Source organism: Variovorax sp. UC122_21, assembly GCF_044056785.1.
Classification (GTDB): Bacteria; Pseudomonadota; Gammaproteobacteria; order Burkholderiales; family Burkholderiaceae_C; genus Variovorax.
On record NZ_CP172004.1, the window covers coordinates 1,739,343 to 1,754,859 of the forward strand.

Below are 15,517 nucleotides of genomic sequence, written 5' to 3' on the forward strand. Positions count from 1 at the left end.
GGGCACGATGGCAAAGGCACGGCAAAAGGATTCTGGCAAATGGGAAATCGGGCTGCGGCACCCGTCGCTTCCTGGTGGGCGAAGGTATTTCACATTTGACACCGAGGCGGAGGCAAACGCTTACGGCGAGCAGTGGAAGTTGATGAAGATGGCTGGCCTGCAGCCGCCGGCAGAATTGCTCAAGCCTGCCGGTGCGTCGCCACCGTTGGGGCTGGTAATCCGCGAGTGGGCCAACAGTGGTCTGGCAGCGCCCAGCCAGCAGATTGTCCTGAGCCAGCTGGTTCGGGAGGTGGGGTCCGTCAAGCTCGAGATGGCGAACTACGCGTGGCTCGCCGCCTACGTGCAGCGGTTGAAGGTCGAAAACAATCTTTCACCGAATTCCGTGCGACATCGCGTGCAGGCGCTGGGCCGCAGCATCGACGAGTACTTGCGACACCACCCCAGCGTCGCGATGGGGAATCCGGTCCGTCTTCTGCCCAAGGGGTACAGCACATACAACGACGTCGACCAGCGACTGGTTGTGGCTGCGGGCAAAAAGGTCAAAGAGGACGTCGAGCGCGATCGACGTCTCCATCCTGGCGAACAAGAGCGCATCGTTGCTGCCCTGTCGGGCAAGCAGCGCGAGGACCGCGAGCGTGGCTTGATGCTCTCTGGGGGTAACGCGCTTCTGACGATGTTCCTACTGATCGTGTACTCAGGCCTTCGTTTGCGCGAAGCCTACACGCTGCGCCGGGGCCAGATCGATCTCGACCGGAAAGTCATGCGAGTCCAGAGCAGCAAGCAGTGGCGCGGCAAGGTCGCATTCCGCGATGTGCCCATGCGGCCCGAGGTTCACCGGGCGCTGATCAACTATCTGTCCACGCGCTCTATGCTGCCTGCGGCGTACATGTTCCCCTTCATGGAAGAGGAGCCCGACCTGACGCTAAAGAAGGTAACGCAGCGCCTGTCGGATCGGTTCGCGTCCGCCTTTGCGTACGCCGACTGTCCCGAGTTGCACGAGCACGATTTGCGGCATGAAGCCACCTGCCGATGGCTCGAGTTGCGAGACAGCACTGGGAACTGGATGTTCCGCTTGGAGGAGGTCAACCGCATCATGGGCTGGTCTTCGAACTCGACCATGGCGCAGCGCTATGCGAGTTTTCGCGGCAGCGACCTGGCCGAGCGGATGTGGGCTACATCCGTACCGGCTGAGGCAGCGGTGGCGGGACCTTCCGGCGCGGCTTGACGATAGACGTCGGCGCGTTCGGCTGTCGTTTCGCGCGTCGGTCTTGAGCCTCCGCGCGCGCCTTCTCCGCGAGGTATGCCAGCAAGTCAGCGCGCACGAACAGCCACGACCGACCGAACTTGAGGCCCGGAATCTCGCCGGCACGCGCCAGCTCTTCAACCTGCTGCGGTGTGCATCGCAGCAGCTCCGCGACTTCCTCGGAACCGATGGTTTCAAGCATCAAGGCGTGACTCTCCGGAATTCGAAGACCCGTACCCACGGGTTGGCGGCCCAGCTGCGGGCGCCGTTGATCTGGCCCCAGAGCCAGCGGTAGTGCTCGAGCGGGGTGGCGTTGTAGCTGTAGCCGTCGATCGCGCCATGACCGCCGGGGGTGCCCTCGGCAATGGCATCGGCGGTGTCAATCTCCTGCAGATGCTGGATGCGGATGGCCGTCACATCGAGCACGAGTCGGCATGCGGCGCGGGGCATGTGAATGCCTGTCCGTCGCTTCCATCCCCAGCGACGCAGCTCGTCTGCATCGATGTGGCCGTCCGCGTCGTAGAGATAAGACGGCCAGGTGTCGGCGCCTTCGCGCAGTTGCCGAGCAGTTCGATGCGAGGGCCGCTGCCAGCCGCTTTCTCTGACCCAAAGCCAGTCGCCTACAGCGATGGTGGCGTACACGCGGTGCACGCTGCCGTCGCTGCGTCGCGGCACCTTGAGATAGGGGCCATCGTTGCCTGCCGGCGATGGCCCGGCATCGACCCATGCGGCGTCGAAGTCCAGGTCCGCCCACAGCGTCGACGTGGCGCGGCGCCCGTCGACGAGGCTGTTGTGCCTCGTGAAAAGCCTGCGCGTCTGCCACTTCGGGTCGACCTCGCGCTGCAGGGCACGCACCATGCCGGCCTTGAACAATGCGCCGTGCTCCTTTCGCGTGGCGGGCGCCTGGTTGGCCGAGACCTCGTGCATCGGGATCGGCTCGCGGCTGATGATGGCGGGCGGCATCATGGCTGGCCTCCGGCGAGCCTGACGCCCCGGATCTGCTTGGAGCGCTCGCGGTCGTGCGCGGTGTCAATGAGGTTCACAATGCGCCCCCAAGACGGAGAGAGAAATGAAAGAACGCTTGCTGAGTTGGGGCACCTTGCTGTGCCTCGTCGTGCTGACGTGTCTGTTGCTGGTGCACGCTCTGGCGATCTTTCCTGGGGTGCTGGCAATGCGATGGTTCTTTGTCACGACCGCGGCGGTGCTGGGTCGCCTTGATGCACCAGCGTGGGTTCAAGCGGTCGGTTCGATCCTTGCGATCGTTGCAGCTGCCTTTTTTGTGAGATACCAGCACTCCCTCGAGCGGCAGCGCGACACAGAGAATGACAAAAGCGCTCGAATGCGGCGTTATTTGGTCCTGGCGGAACTCGCGCGCGCCACGGCTGCACATTCCGACTTCCTGCGCGTCTACTTCAGTGACCGCGAAAGGGTGCAGAGCATGGCGACGGGCGACCGGTTCTACGATCCGGGAGTGATCTCCTCTCTTGGTGAGGACATCGCGGCAGTCCCTCTCCACGAGGTGGACGACGAGAAAATCTCGAGAGAGCTGCTCGTCCTCAAGGCGAACTGCAGGCAGATAAAGATGTGGATTGGCGACATGCTCGCGCATCACCGCGTACTCAGCGGCGAGGACTTCGCAAAGTGTTCTCAGTTTTTGGAAACGGCCTCGACTGAGTGCGCGCGTAGCAGAAACGCGATCCTCGCGCGAGTCGAACATTTGGCGGCTCTGTAAGGTCTCATACATCACATGCCCAAGCCAACCCGCACCGCCAAGCAGCTCCACGAGCTGCTGCTCCAGCGTATCGAGGCCATTCGAGACCTGGCCGGCCAGGTGACGGACGTGCATCGCGGCGGCGTGGTCGGCACGGGCGGTGACGGCGAGGGCGGCCCGAACTGGACCGTGCCGGTGTTGACCGACCGCGGCACGCACCGCGCCGACATCGCGCGGATCATTCGCGACCTGCAGCGGCAGTACGACCTTGAGGATTGAGCCTGCCGCAGCCTCTTCGCGCGTTACGATGCGCGCCAAACGAGGAGATCCAAGATGTCGCAGCTGTTGCTGGGGCCGCCGCCCCCGCCCGAATACTGCTTCTTGTGGGCAGATAAGTGGTGGCCGTGGGCCGATCCTTGGTGGCTCTGCATGCAGAAAGCAGAGTGGTCTGGCTGGGCGCAAGCCATCGGGGCGATCCTCGCGATCCTCGCTGCGGTCGGAGTTGCATACCTCCAGCACAAGCAGAACTTGGAGCAGCAGAAAAGGTCTGCAGCGGCGGAGCTGGCCCGCAGTAGTTAGCGGCCCACTCGCAGTTGCCGAACGCACGCTCTGGCAAATGAAGCAGTTTTATTCGGACCTGAGGAAGGTCGACGCTGCTGCGAGTTGGCGAGGGGCACCAATAGGGATGGACGCGGAATTGCGGCGGTTGATGGCGACTTTCGAATCCCTTCAGCTCACGTCGCTTCCAACGTATGAACTTGTACACGCGGCTCAGAAAATTGGGGAAAACTTTCGATTGGCCCGCAGCTTGCTGTCGGAAATGGGATTGCAAAAAGATGCGAGCGGTCACGTATCTCAGTCCAATGCTGAAGAGTGCGTTTCCGCAATATCCGCCGCAGGTGACGAAATCGAAACATTCCTTACGGCTTGGAGAAAGGCTCGTGCGGAAGAGTTGGGATTCCGCTCCTCTGGGCGTGTCACACGAGTGCATCAAATTGGTGGCAGTGCACCTGACAATGGGTGAAACGGGCGGCATCACATCTGTTCCCGTAGCGTGAGCGCCATTGCCACGTCGCGCACCCAGATCGGCTGCGCCGACAGCATGAAGGTCTCGCCGGTCATCGCGAGTAGCAGCGTGGTGCCCATCACGTCGGCGATCGCGCGCGCGGCATCGCTGGGCACGGCGTTGCCGATGCGCTCGCGCCAAGCCTGATCGCTCAGGCCGTCGAGCTCGAAGCGCTCCTCGGGATCGAACAGCGACTGCAGGGCCGCGAGCTCGAGCGTCGTGAAAGGGCGATGCCAGGTGCCGTCGAGCGCCTGGATGCGGCACACGACCTTGTCGGCCGCCGCAGGCATGCGTGGGTCGGCGACGCTCCACCTGCCGTTGTCGTGGCCGGCGGCCGCGCTGACCGCGCCGGCCGGCTCGTTCCACGGCGTGACACCGTAGTGGCCGGCCGTCAGGTAGGCGTCGCCCTTGCCGCGCTGGATGCCGCTGCGAGGATCGGCCACCGCGTAGGCTCCCTGGCCGGTGGTGCTGCCGCTGATCACGGTGCCGGCGGGCTCGCCGAAGCTCGTCACCGAGTACTTCGCGAATGGCAGGCCTGGCTGCCGTGGGTCAGCAACGCCCTGGCCGCTACCGTGCGCGCTCGTGACGGCAAGGCTGGCCCGATCCCATGGGACGATGCGGAACTCGTTGCTGTGCTTCGCCGGCCCGGCATGCCGGGGGTCGGACACTGCATAGGCGCCGGTGTCATCGCCGCCGATCACGGTGCCGGTGCTCGAATCCCACGGCGTCACCGCGTACTTGGAAAAGGGTTTGCGGTCTTGCGGGCCGCGTGGGTCGGCAACGCTGAAGGTGCCCTGACCGGGAGACTTAACGCCGATCACCGCGCCCATCGGCTCGGCCCAGTCGAGCACGCCGTATTGCTGGTACTGCAGCGCGGCTGCGGGCGCGCGAGGATCAGCCACCGTGAAGCGGCCATTGCTCGGACGGCTTGATCCCGCTACCACGCCGAGCGGGTCGCCCCACGGGTGTACGCCGAAGGCGCGGTGATGCGCGCCCTCGGTGCGCGGATCAGCCACCGAAAACGCGCCGTTGCTGGGGCCGCTGCGCGCCGCCACCAGCTTCGAATGGTCCTCCCAGCGGGTGACGCCGTAGGCGCCGGTGCCCTCCTGCGTGCTAGGCACGATCAGGTAGTCACGCAGGTGCCCGTTCTCGACGGCCAGCTTGTTCAGGCTGCGCCAGTCGCTGCCGGCCTCCACGAAGGCGAGGCGTACCCAGGTCTTCCACTGCAGCGCCGGGATGCGGTGCATGGGTCCTGCGCGCTCGTCGCCGGGCATCAGCATGCGGCCGAGCACGTCGCCCACGGCGCGCAGAGGACGCTTCTCGGGCTCGTAGAGGAACGGCGGCACTTTCTCGATGTGGCGGGCCACGAGCAGGAAGCGCTTCCTGCTCTGCGCCAGGCCACCGAGTTCGCCACAGTCGTGCGTGGTCTCGGCCACGGCGTAGCCGTAGCTGCGCAGCAGGCTGGTGATCTGGTCAAGCAGGTGGCGCCCGCGCGTCGCGATGCGCGGCACGTTCTCAAAGACGAACAGCTCGGGCGGATCGTTCTTCCAGGCCTCCAGCATCAGCCACACGCCTCGCAACGTTAGGCGGTTGAGCGCTTGGTACTTGTCGCTCTTGCTCTTGCCCTCGGCGAGCAAGCCGCTGAAGCCCTTGCACGGCGCCGAGAGGAAGATGATGTGCGGTCGCTCGCCGCCCGCGGCGCGGTGGATGTCGGCCGGCATGGCCTCGCGCCAGCCCGCCGGCGGCGGCCGGCCGTGGAAAGCCTCGAACTGGGCCCGGTCGAAGAGGTCGAGCACGGTGCCGGTGGCGTTGGCGAGCCGGTTGAAGTCGCGGATTGCCGCGGCGTCGACGTCGATGCCGCCGATGCAGCGGAACTTCGCCTGCAAGTTGCCGACGCGCGGGTTGGCCTTGTTGAAGCCGCGCGCGCCACCGCCGAGGCCGACGAAGGCGTGGAAGTGGCGGATCTCTACCGTGCTCATGCGGCGCCTCCCTGGCTTTGTTCGGTGACGCGGTAGATGGAGATCCAGTCGCCTTCGAGGTCGCAGGTGTAGTAGGTCGGCGTGTTCCAGCCGTCCGTTTGCCACTCTTCGAGGTCTGAAAGCAATACCGTCCAATCGTCACCGGCGGCTTCTTCGTCAACCTTGGCAACAAGAGCAGCCCAACCACGAATCAGAATCGCGTTGACGCCATCGCTGCCGGTGGCATATACGAAGAGTGCGTCCTGCAAGGCTGGGTGTGGGGCCTCCAGTGCTTGGCGCTTCGCGAGTCGTAGGACTTTGGCGCTCATGCCACGCTTCCCTTGGCGCCGGAGTCCAGTTGCTGTTCGAGGATCGTGCGGAGAGCATCGACCGACACCGTCAACGTGTCGAGGGCGGTCGCGTCCGCTGGCTCCAGCTCACAGATGTCGCGAATGATCGCGGTGATGGCGTCGGGCAGCGTTCTCGCGGCACCGTGCTCGAGCACGGCCAGCACCGCCGCGCGCATGCGCGATCGGATGAAGTTCTTCTCGGCCTCGACCTTGGTGACGCCGAACCATGCCGAGACACCGGCGTCGAGCGCGGCGTCGCTGAGGGCGAAGGTGGCCTCGCGCGCGTCAATGCCGTTGCACACACGCAGGATGGTCTGGTGAAGCTCGGAGCGCCGGGCCGGCCCGACGTCGGGCAACTCGCGCTTAAGCACGTTGAAGAGGGTGGTCGCGTCGGCCATCAGACGGCCTCCATTTCCGTGTAGTCGGCTGACAGGGGGAAAGAGGGCGACTCCGGCTGCACCATCCAGGCGCGATCGCCGATGGCGTGCAGTACCTCGGCTTCGACGCCGCGCGTGTTGAACACGTTGTCGCCCTTGCGCAGGTCGGTCTTGAGGCGCACGCGTTGACCGGGTTCGAACTGGTTCGGGTTCTCCACCGCCTGCAATTGGGCCGCGATGGCGGCCGTCGCCTCTTCCTTGCTCACCTTCGGCGGCCGGGCAGGCTTGCCCGTGGCCGGCTTGGCGGCTGACTTCACGGCCTTCGCGGCTTCGTCCACACGTTGGGACGAGATTGCGTCGCGGATCTCTTTCTTCGCCGCGGTGCGCAGGGCCTCGAGGTCGATCGACAGGTCGGCGGCCAGCGCTTCGATGTGCGGCGCGGGCGCCGGCTTGCCGGACTGGTCCAGCAGCTGCCGCATGTCGTGCTCGGCCAGCAACAGGAACAGCACGGCCTCGATCTCGCCTTCGTCGACCGTCTTGATGTGATTTTCGAGCGCGTCACGGGCCGCGACCTTGCCCAGCTCGAGGATCGCGGCGACGTGGCGCTGCTGCTCGGCCATGAGGCCGTCGAGCACCAGCAGGGCCAGCAGCCGCACCACGGGGCCGCTGATGCCGTTGTTGCCTTCTTCCGTGGCGGCGGCGTGCACCTTCGCGATCGCCTGCTGCCGCCACGTCTTCTCCAGCTTCTCGGCGCCCTGGTGCTTCGCCGTGGCTTCGTCGAGCTGGGCCGCCTCCTGCGGTGCGCTCTTCGTGATGCCGTGGTCTTTGAGCAGCTTGCTGGCGGTGGCCGTGGGCAACGCCTCGACCATCTCGTGCGTGCGCGGGTCTTCGATCAGCGTGGTGGCCGGCATGTCCTTGCCGAGCACCTTGCGCAGGGTCTTCATCTGCCCGCCGAGCGCCTGCGTGTCGTCGACCCTGGTGTAGCCGCGCAGCGTGCTGCTGTCCGGCATGATTTCCTTAGCCTCGCGCCCGGTGATGACCGACTGCCCGCGGGCCTCGGCTTCGGCGCGCACGCGGGCGTAGTGCGCTTCCTTCTTCGACGAGAAACACTCGGGGTCGGTGCAGGTATCCGCGTGCGGCACGTCGTCGAACAGCTCCGGGTTCGCGCCCGAGCGCTTCGGGCAAGTGCGGCAGCTGCCGGCCTGCGGCATCAGCGTCTCGTCCGTGATCTTGAACGGCGCGGCTCCCAGCTTGAGCATGTACCGGTCATCGACGTGAGCCTTCGCCTTGCGGTAGCTCATGGGCTCGCCGTGGAAGTCGGTCGCGGTGATGTCCTTGAGCACCTGCAGCTGGATGGTGTGTGGACGCGCGGCGACCAGCTCGGCGGTCGAGCGAGTCAGCTTGCCCTCGTAGAAGGCCTCGCGCGCTTCGGGCAGCAGCTGCAGCAGCTGCATCGTCTTGTAGACGTAGGAACGGCCCTTGCCGATACGCTCGGCGATGCCTTCGGCCGTGAGGCCCGTCGTGTCGCGCAGCGTGTCGTAGCCCTCGGCCTCTTCCATCGGATGCAGGTCGCGGCGCTTGAGGTTTTCCACCAGCTGCAGCTGCAGTACTTCGGCGTCCGACATGGGGCGCACCAGCGCCGGCAGCTTGCGCAAGCCGGCCATGGCGCACGCGCGCCAGCGCTGCTCGCCGGCGATGATCTCGTGCGTGGGGCGCGGCGCATCGGCGCGGCGGTCCGTGTACGTCTCCTGCAGGCGTGAGCCCGGCAACGGACGCACGAGGATCGGCTGGGCGATGCCCTGGTCGCGGATGCTGGCGGCCAGTTCCTCGAGGAAGGCTTGGTCGAAGTGCTTGCGCGGGTTGGTGAGGCTCGGGACGATGGCCGAGTGGTCCAGCTCCATGAAGCGGTTGCGGATGTGGCCGCGCTCGCGGTCGTACTCGCGCGTCTTCTCGCGGTTCTCTTCGGCCCACGTGGCCTTCTGCGCTGCCTGGCATTCGCGGCAGAAGCGCTGCAGGCCGTCCGGCCTGGTGGCGTTCTTGTTGAACGCGGAATAGGCGAGCGTGCGCTTGCACGGGCCGGCGCAGGCCTTGGTCTTCTCGCTCATGCGGCCTCCGTTGTATGCGTGAAGACCTGCACGTTCATCCTGTCCGCGGTCACGTCCACTGCCGCCACGCGCAGCGAGCGTGCCCCCGCCCGTTCGACGCGGCCGTCCGGGATAGCGGCGCTCGCCGGCGATCAGGCTCGGCAGCGCGAGCGCGTCATAGGCGCCGGGGCGCATGCAGGTGCGGCCCAGCTCCGGGCAGGTGTAGGCGTCCGTACCCGAGCGAGTCGCTGCCGAGGTTGGGCTTCTGCGGTTGCGCGTGGATGGTGAAGCGGCGGCCGGGGTCGAGGATCGGCTGGGATTCGCCCGACAGGTAGACGATGGCGCGGCTCATGAGCGCACCTCGATTGCCACGGTGACATAGTCGCGGTGCGGCCAGATGTCTCGCGAAACGTATTCCGCCAGGACTCGGCCGCGAAGCGCTTCGACGTCTTCGTCGTTGGGAATCACGACCTCGGGCTCGAAATCGTCGCCGGTGACGGCGCTGACATGCTGACCCTCGGGCGCCTCCTCGGTGACTGGTCGCGCGAGCTGCCAAATCTCCCCGCCGATGCTGCGCACGAACGCGGCCTCGTTGGCGAAGCGGACGTCGGTGACCACGAAGCGCCGCTCGCCGCCCTGCATGTGGTAGTCGATCTTCTTCTTCATCGACTTCACCCAGTAGTCCGGATCCTCTCGCCGTCGGTACTCTGTGCCCCACCATTGCATCATCTGCCGCGGGCTGCGTGGCTGAGCCAGCCAGGCGAGGCTGATGCCGCCGTTGCTGTCGAGCGACTCGTGGGTTCGCGCAAGGGCGATCGCCGGCCAGACGTGCAGCGGCAGCTTCTCCAGCGTGAGGTCTGCGTGGGGGCATTCCTTCGTCGCGCGGTCGGTGAACACGCTGATCGGGACGTCGAGGGCCAGCGACAGCTCGGCGCGCAGCGAGTCCGCGAAAGCGAGCTTGCGGAAGTGGAGCGGCACGAGAAAATCGGCGGCCGTGTCCTTGCCTGCACCGGCGCGTCCGGTGAGGCCGTAGATGTGAGGCTTCATGGTGTTAGGCCGCGAGCGGCCGAGGTTGGGAAGGTGGATCTACCGGGAGGTCGGCGTGGTAGGACGGCCAGCGCTCGGGTGCGAGCGAGCAGGCGTTGATGGCGGCAGCGAGGCCGTCACGGTCAGGGGCGGGGCGCACCCGCTCGAGCTGCAGGTTGAGCGCGCAGCCTTTCACGAGGTGCCTGGCATGCACCCCAACGAAGGCCGCGGCCTCCACGCCCTCCCACACGGCGACGACGCGCTGCACGCCGCGCCTGGTGCGCTCGACGGTGCTGAATTGCCAGCCGCGGCGCGTGGCGCCACCTTCGGGCGATGTGAGAAGGACGAGCGCAGGGCGCGCCGTCAGGAAGAACAAGCCTGTTGCGTTCATGACGTGACTCCGTGTGGACGGGGCTGAGGTCAAGGCGCGTCGCTGCGGGCGATGCGTTGCGTCGAGGCGATCGCGTCGGCCTTATGGAGCGCTCGCGCTCTAGCGGCCTGTGCGATGGCATCGCGGTGGTCGGCGGCGACGGCGCTGGCCGCATCTGTCTCGCTCGGGCCATCGAAGAGGTAGGCCATTGCAGGCACTGCGCCGAACAGGCCGTAGAGAAGCGCGGCCAGTGCCCAGCGGGGCAGCTTTGCGAGGTTCACGCGCATGCGGCCTCCTCGGTCAGCTGCTGGAGCCGCAGGGCCGTGAAAAAGGCGCGCAGGGCTTCGTCTCCGTCGATGTACGTGACTTCGCACGCTTGGAGAAAGAGCGCCGTGTCGAGCACGTTGAGGCCGTTCATGGCGTGCTCCTGTCTGCCTTGATGCAGTCGGCGTCGTGCTCGCCGAGCCAGTTGCCGCAGAACCGGCAGCGCGAGCGAGCGGCCCCCTCGATGGCTGCACGGATATCGGCGAACGCGGCGCCGATCACGTCGTACTCGACGACCTGTTCGGGAAGCAGCGAGGAACGACCGCCCGGCATGCTCTGCAGCTCGTAGAAGCGACGCGCCAGAACGCGCATGTGCGAGCGCAGACCGTCGGCTCCATCTTGTGTGGCTTCGAGTCGGCGTTGCGCCTCGGCCGGCGGCCGGATACCCGGCAACGCCGCCAAGACCTCAGCGCAATGCGGATCCGTGAGGGATAGACCCAGCATGGGCTTCTGTACGGCGTTCAGGATGCGGCCGATGGCAGACGGCCGAGAGCTGGCCTTTGCCACTTAGGCCTCGGCGTGGTCGAGACGTTCGACGGACGACACCGGGCAGCCGGTGACGTGGTGGGCGGCGCGCATGGCGTGCTCGCCGTCCTCGGCTTTCAACTGCACGAAGGGCAGCGCGCCGCTTTCAGGAATGTCCGGGATGCCTAAGCCATCCGAGGGCGCGAAGAAGCAGCGGTAGCTGCGTTGGCCCGAGAGTCCGTTCGCCATGTCCATCTCCAAGAAAGTTGAGATGGCGAAGTGTAGAAATTCTATTCCTATAGGTCAAGCATTTCTAAACGGAAAAGTGCAGAGGTTCTGCACTCTCGGGGCTGAGCTAGGATATTTGAGCCCGGTCGGGCCTAATCAGGGCGCCATTTGCTGGGCGACACTACTGCGCCGACTGCCTGCATGCCGCGATCTTCGGCCAGGTCTTGCCAGGTGAAGGACAGGCGCTCGCCGCCATTGACGCTCATGACCTCGATGGTTTCCTGCCTACGAAACAGGAACTCCTTGACCATCTTCCGACCATCGCGCAGTCGAATGAGAACGTACTCCCCTTCATAGGGGGTTGCGTTGGGCTCTATCAGGACATACCAACCGTCTCGGATGGCGGGGAACATGCTTTGCCCGCGAACCCGTAAACAGTAGGCGTTCGGGTCCTCTGTGGCGATTTCGATGTGGCCGTCTCCAGCGCCCGGCAGCTCCGAGAATTCCTCGAAGAAGCCGTCGCCTCCCATCTTGGCAGTACCAACGACAGGGATGCGTCGCGACTGCTTTGCCGCGCCAGCGTATTCAACCCGATCGCCTCCCAGCATCGTGTAGCCGGTGATTTCCGCGATGCGTTGCACCTGGTCGAAGCTGGGCTGATGGCGACCGTTCTCCCACCCCGAAATGTTCCCCTTCGTCAGGCTGAGGCGCTCGCCCAGCTGCTCCTGCGTCAGCTTGGCGTGTTGCCGCGCAGCCTTCACCCATTCGTTCAGATTCATCGGGGCACTGTAAAGAATACCTAAACCGCGCGTGTCCCGTTTTTCTTGACCTTGCATGTTTACAGCTTCTATACTTGTGTTGAAAAACTACACAGGACGCACATGGAAGCCATCGACAGGGCGGCCGAAGTACTCGGGTCGCAAAAGGCCCTCGCCGAGCTTTGTGGCGTGAGCAAAGGCGCCGTCAGCCAGTGGAAGGACGAGAACCGTCGTGTCCCTGCTGAGTACTGCCCGTTGATCGAGCTCGCAACCAACGGCGTTGTTCGCTGCGAAGAGCTGCGCCCCGATGTCGCCTGGCACGTCCTGCGAGGGTCGCGCCAGGCAGTTGCGCAAGGTGCGGCTGCCTGATGGTGCGATCGCTGGTTCCGGTTCGAGTTGAGTCTGGTCGTTGTGCTTCTGCATGGCGGCCAGTCTCTTTTTTTTGTCCAAACGGGTCATTCCGACGCGCTCCGACTTTGTCGGAACCCGTCGGAACGGCCCGGCGCACACATGAAAGCGCCCACACATGACGACTGATTCCGTCTACTACGAAGACGAACTCGACGCGGCTCGCGCCACGGTTCAGGCCCTCGGCGGAACCAAAAAGGTTGGGCCGCTGTTCTGGCCCGAGAAGCCGGTTACCAACGCGGCGCGCTACCTGTCGGACTGCTTGAGTCCTGGGCGAAGCGAACGCTTGAGCCCGGCGCAGCTTCTCTTCCTGATGCGCTTGGGCCGCGAGGGCGGCGCGCACATGCTGGCCGAGTACTACATGGCCGAGGCCGGCTATCAGCGGCCGGTGCCGGTGAATCCGGATACCGAGGCGGCTGTGCTGGCGCACCAGCTCGACGCTGTGCTCGACCGTGCGACCGCGCTCGCTGATCGCCTGGCCATGATGCGCAAGTTGGGGGCGTCCAGCTGATGGATAACCTGAATGCGGTGCTCCGCCAGATGGAGGCCTTCGGCATCGAGCTTCGCAGGCCGCCTGGGCTTGATGACGTGGCACGTATCCAGGCCATGAAGGAGGGAAAGCGCACAACGATTGGGAAGGGCGGCAAGGCGTGGTTCAAGTTCTACATCTTCCGGCCTCGATCGGGCGGTTCGTTCATCACGGGATCGTTCGGCTCGTACAAGCATGGTGGCAGCTGGGAGAAGGTCGACAACCACTTCGCGCCCCTCGATGCCGGCGAGCGTGAGCGCGAGCGGCAAGAGCGCGCCGAGGCGATCAGGCGGGCTGCCGCGGAGCGCGCGGACGAGATAGCCAACGCCCGCGCGGATGCGGCCATTCACTGGCGCGCCGGCAAGCGAGAGGGTCAGTCGCCTTACCTCGAGCGGAAGGGCGTGCAGGGCGAGTCCTGCCGCTACCTGGCCCGCCAACTGGTGCTGCGCTGGCCGGCTCGCGACAGCCGGCAACCTGACACCGTGGTGCGGCTGCCGGAGGGCACGCTGATGCTGCCGCTGATCCGCTACGACCTCCCGCGCGAGGAGGCTTTGCGCGGCCTGCAGTTCATTCGCCCGGACGGCCAGAAGGTGTACCTGCGCGGCTTCGACAAGCAGGGCGCCGCGCTTCGGCTCGGCACAGTCGAAGACGACACCCAACTGCTGCTGGTGGTCGAGGGTTACGCCACGGGCCTCACCGTGCGCATGGCGCTCGATCACCGGCTGCCGGTGTTCGTGGCATTCGACGCGGGCAACCTGGCGCACGTCGTGCCGCTGCTGCGCGAACTGCACCCTGACGTGCGGATCCTGATCTGCGCCGACGACGACTGGAAGACGGTCGACCAACGCACTCAGCGGCTCAACAACCCCGGTCGGACGGCCGCCCGCGCCATCGCCCGGCAGGTGACCGGCGTGGACATGGTCTACCCCGTGTTCGACAACACCCGCCGCGGCGAGAAGGACACCGACTTCGACGATCTGCGCACCCGCGAAGGCCTTGAGGTCGCGCGCCGGCAACTCGAAGGCGCCGTGCAGATGATGGAGCGCGTGCATGGTTGACGACGACGCAGGCACGCCCGACGAGCCGATCGGGCCGGCCCCAGCACCTGCCACACCGCCTGCGGCCGAGCCCGACACGCCGGTCGACGGCAACGTGGTGAGTCTGGGCGATGCGAAGAAGAAAAGGGCCGGATCCCCTTCGGCGAGTAGTCCCCCGGCCCCCTCAAAGCGCGAGAGCGCGCCAGAGACGGGAAAGGGGAAAAAGGCCAAGGACGACGGCAAACGGACGGAGAAGGTCATCGACTGGGGCAAGTACAACACCCTGATCGAGAAGTTCGCGCTGATCTACGGCACCGACACGGTTTGGGACGGTGGGACGCGGACGATCATGAAGATCGCCAACATGGCCCACGCCCACGGGTCCGACATGGTGCGGATGTGGAAGGCTTCGGAGAACCGGCGCACCGTGATGCCGTCCGACGTGGTGTTCGATCCGACGAACACCTGCGACCCGCGGCGCTGCATCAACCTCTACGACGGCTTCGCGATGGAGCCGAAGAAGTGCAAGCCGGCCGAGGTCGATGTGATGCTCGAGCTGCTGCGCCACCTGTGCGGCAACTGCGCGACCACGGACCAGTCGATCGAGGCCGTCATGCATTGGGTGCTGTGCTGGCTGGCCTTGCCCCTGCAGCGGCCTGGCGCGAAGCCTCGATCGGCGCTGGTGTTCCATGGCCCGCAGGGCACGGGCAAGAACCTGTTCTTCGACGTGATCCGCAGCGTGTACGGCAAGTACGGCGTGATGGTCGGCCAGACCCAGCTCGAGGACAAGTTCAACGATTGGCTGTCGGCGAAGCTGTTGGTGATCGGCAACGAGGTGGTGACGCGGCAAGAGCTGTACCACAACAAGAACATCCTCAAGTGGGTCATCACCGAAGAGTTGATCCCGATTCGGGCGATGCAGCAGGGGACGCGCTGGGAAAGCAACCACGCGAACGTGATCTTCCTGTCGAACGAGAGCCAGCCGTTGGTGCTCGAGGACAACGACAGGCGTTACCTCGTGGTCTACACCCCTTCGGCCGAGGACGGGAACCTGTATGCCCGTGTGGCCGCCTTCCTGGCGGACGGCGGGGCGGCGAAGTTCCTCTACTTCCTGCAGCACTACGACGTCGGCGATTTCGGCGAGCACACGAAGCCGCTCATGACGGCGGCCAAGGCTGACCTGATCGAGCTGGGCATGCGGCCCGCTGAGCGTTTCATGTACGAGTGGCTACAGGGCTTCCTCCCTCTCCCCATGCGTGTCTGCTCGGCCGAGCAGCTGTACCGCGCGTTTCGACGATGGTGCGACCAGTCCGGCGAGCGATACCCGCCGCCGCGGGCGACCTTCACCAAGAACGCTGAGCGCTATGTCATCGAGCGGCTGGAGCGAGACGCGACGGGCACAAGGCTGCCGCCTCGGCTGACCTACAAGGTCGTGCAGCTTAAGGACACCGTGAAGACCAACGGCCGCAAGGCCGTGCGGTGCTGGCTGCCTCGCGGCACGGGCCCGCGTGAGGGCGCCGACTGAGGGCGAGTGGGCAGCGGAGTCGGTCGAGGTCTTCGAGAAGTCGCTCAACAGGTTTTTC

21 protein-coding genes are annotated in these 15,517 nt (G+C 65.6%); 7 read left to right on the forward strand and 14 right to left on the reverse strand.

What is annotated here, in order from left to right:
- Positions 1-7 precede the first annotated feature (7 nt).
- Positions 8-1,225: a tyrosine-type recombinase/integrase gene (locus ACHMXE_RS20475; protein ID WP_395351020.1), complete on the forward strand. Its 1,218-nt coding sequence runs from the start codon at positions 8-10 to the stop codon at positions 1,223-1,225.
- Here ACHMXE_RS20475 and ACHMXE_RS20480 read toward each other — a convergent pair.
- Positions 1,173-1,445, reverse strand: a complete 273-nt coding sequence (locus ACHMXE_RS20480) for a helix-turn-helix domain-containing protein (RefSeq protein ID WP_395352728.1) — start codon at positions 1,443-1,445, stop codon at positions 1,173-1,175. The two genes, ACHMXE_RS20475 and ACHMXE_RS20480, sit on opposite strands and share 53 nt — an antisense overlap.
- Complete coding sequence (locus tag ACHMXE_RS20485) at positions 1,445-2,209, reverse strand: hypothetical protein (RefSeq protein ID WP_395351021.1); 765 nt, start codon at positions 2,207-2,209, stop codon at positions 1,445-1,447. The genes ACHMXE_RS20480 and ACHMXE_RS20485 overlap by 1 nt, the downstream gene beginning before the upstream one ends.
- A 103-nt stretch (positions 2,210-2,312) precedes the next feature.
- Here ACHMXE_RS20485 and ACHMXE_RS20490 point away from each other — a divergent pair, with 103 nt between their 5' ends.
- Together ACHMXE_RS20490 and ACHMXE_RS20495 are read left to right on the forward strand one after the other, a co-directional pair.
- On the forward strand, positions 2,313-2,975 hold the full coding sequence (locus tag ACHMXE_RS20490; RefSeq protein ID WP_395351022.1) for a hypothetical protein: 663 nt from the start codon (positions 2,313-2,315) through the stop codon (positions 2,973-2,975).
- Between the two features lie 15 nt (positions 2,976-2,990).
- Positions 2,991-3,233 carry a hypothetical protein gene (locus ACHMXE_RS20495; RefSeq protein WP_395351023.1) on the forward strand — a complete coding sequence of 81 codons (243 nt, stop codon included), beginning with the start codon at positions 2,991-2,993 and terminating at the stop codon, positions 3,231-3,233.
- 756 nt (positions 3,234-3,989) lie between these two features.
- Here the strand turns inward: ACHMXE_RS20495 and ACHMXE_RS20500 are convergent.
- From ACHMXE_RS20500 to ACHMXE_RS20555, 12 genes are all read right to left on the reverse strand, one after another.
- Positions 3,990-5,999, reverse strand: a complete 2,010-nt coding sequence (locus tag ACHMXE_RS20500; RefSeq protein WP_395351024.1) for a DNA cytosine methyltransferase — start codon at positions 5,997-5,999, stop codon at positions 3,990-3,992.
- Complete coding sequence (locus tag ACHMXE_RS20505; RefSeq protein WP_395351025.1) at positions 5,996-6,307, reverse strand: hypothetical protein; 312 nt, start codon at positions 6,305-6,307, stop codon at positions 5,996-5,998. Before ACHMXE_RS20505 ends, ACHMXE_RS20500 begins: the two co-directional genes overlap by 4 nt.
- Positions 6,304-6,726, reverse strand: coding sequence for a hypothetical protein (locus tag ACHMXE_RS20510; protein ID WP_395351026.1), 423 nt, complete (start codon positions 6,724-6,726; stop codon positions 6,304-6,306). Before ACHMXE_RS20510 ends, ACHMXE_RS20505 begins: the two co-directional genes overlap by 4 nt.
- Positions 6,726-8,810 (reverse strand): ParB/RepB/Spo0J family partition protein, encoded by a 2,085-nt coding sequence (locus tag ACHMXE_RS20515; protein ID WP_395351027.1) that lies wholly within the window; start codon positions 8,808-8,810, stop codon positions 6,726-6,728. The genes ACHMXE_RS20510 and ACHMXE_RS20515 overlap by 1 nt, the downstream gene beginning before the upstream one ends.
- A 154-nt stretch (positions 8,811-8,964) precedes the next feature.
- Positions 8,965-9,141 (reverse strand): hypothetical protein, encoded by a 177-nt coding sequence (locus ACHMXE_RS20520; protein WP_395351028.1) that lies wholly within the window; start codon positions 9,139-9,141, stop codon positions 8,965-8,967.
- Entirely contained in the window at positions 9,138-9,836 is a 699-nt protein-coding gene (locus ACHMXE_RS20525) for a hypothetical protein (RefSeq protein WP_395351029.1), read from the reverse strand. The genes ACHMXE_RS20520 and ACHMXE_RS20525 overlap by 4 nt, the downstream gene beginning before the upstream one ends.
- Positions 9,837-9,840: 4 nt before the next feature.
- Complete coding sequence (locus ACHMXE_RS20530) at positions 9,841-10,206, reverse strand: hypothetical protein (protein WP_395351031.1); 366 nt, start codon at positions 10,204-10,206, stop codon at positions 9,841-9,843.
- Between the two features lie 29 nt (positions 10,207-10,235).
- Entirely contained in the window at positions 10,236-10,472 is a 237-nt protein-coding gene (locus tag ACHMXE_RS20535) for a hypothetical protein (protein ID WP_395351032.1), read from the reverse strand.
- Positions 10,463-10,603 carry a hypothetical protein gene (locus ACHMXE_RS20540; RefSeq protein WP_395351033.1) on the reverse strand — a complete coding sequence of 47 codons (141 nt, stop codon included), beginning with the start codon at positions 10,601-10,603 and terminating at the stop codon, positions 10,463-10,465. Before ACHMXE_RS20540 ends, ACHMXE_RS20535 begins: the two co-directional genes overlap by 10 nt.
- A complete protein-coding gene (locus ACHMXE_RS20545; protein WP_395351034.1) occupies positions 10,600-11,016 on the reverse strand; it encodes a hypothetical protein in 417 nt (138 codons plus the stop codon). The genes ACHMXE_RS20540 and ACHMXE_RS20545 overlap by 4 nt, the downstream gene beginning before the upstream one ends.
- On the reverse strand, positions 11,017-11,223 hold the full coding sequence (locus tag ACHMXE_RS20550; RefSeq protein ID WP_395351035.1) for a hypothetical protein: 207 nt from the start codon (positions 11,221-11,223) through the stop codon (positions 11,017-11,019).
- A 131-nt stretch (positions 11,224-11,354) separates the two neighbouring features.
- A complete protein-coding gene (locus ACHMXE_RS20555; protein WP_395351036.1) occupies positions 11,355-11,981 on the reverse strand; it encodes a S24 family peptidase in 627 nt (208 codons plus the stop codon).
- 102 nt (positions 11,982-12,083) lie between these two features.
- Here ACHMXE_RS20555 and ACHMXE_RS20560 point away from each other — a divergent pair, with 102 nt between their 5' ends.
- The 4 genes from ACHMXE_RS20560 to ACHMXE_RS20575 all read left to right on the forward strand — a co-directional run bounded on the left by ACHMXE_RS20560 (position 12,084) and on the right by ACHMXE_RS20575 (position 15,459).
- Positions 12,084-12,329 carry a transcriptional regulator gene (locus ACHMXE_RS20560; RefSeq protein WP_395351037.1) on the forward strand — a complete coding sequence of 82 codons (246 nt, stop codon included), beginning with the start codon at positions 12,084-12,086 and terminating at the stop codon, positions 12,327-12,329.
- A 157-nt stretch (positions 12,330-12,486) separates the two neighbouring features.
- Positions 12,487-12,879: a hypothetical protein gene (locus ACHMXE_RS20565; protein WP_395351038.1), complete on the forward strand. Its 393-nt coding sequence runs from the start codon at positions 12,487-12,489 to the stop codon at positions 12,877-12,879.
- The gene (locus ACHMXE_RS20570) at positions 12,879-13,955 is read left to right on the forward strand and encodes a toprim domain-containing protein (RefSeq protein WP_395351039.1); all 1,077 of its coding nucleotides are present in this window, start codon (positions 12,879-12,881) and stop codon (positions 13,953-13,955) included. Before ACHMXE_RS20565 ends, ACHMXE_RS20570 begins: the two co-directional genes overlap by 1 nt.
- Positions 13,948-15,459, forward strand: coding sequence for a primase-helicase family protein (locus ACHMXE_RS20575; protein WP_395351040.1), 1,512 nt, complete (start codon positions 13,948-13,950; stop codon positions 15,457-15,459). The genes ACHMXE_RS20570 and ACHMXE_RS20575 overlap by 8 nt, the downstream gene beginning before the upstream one ends.
- The last annotated feature ends 58 nt before the right edge of the window (positions 15,460-15,517 follow it).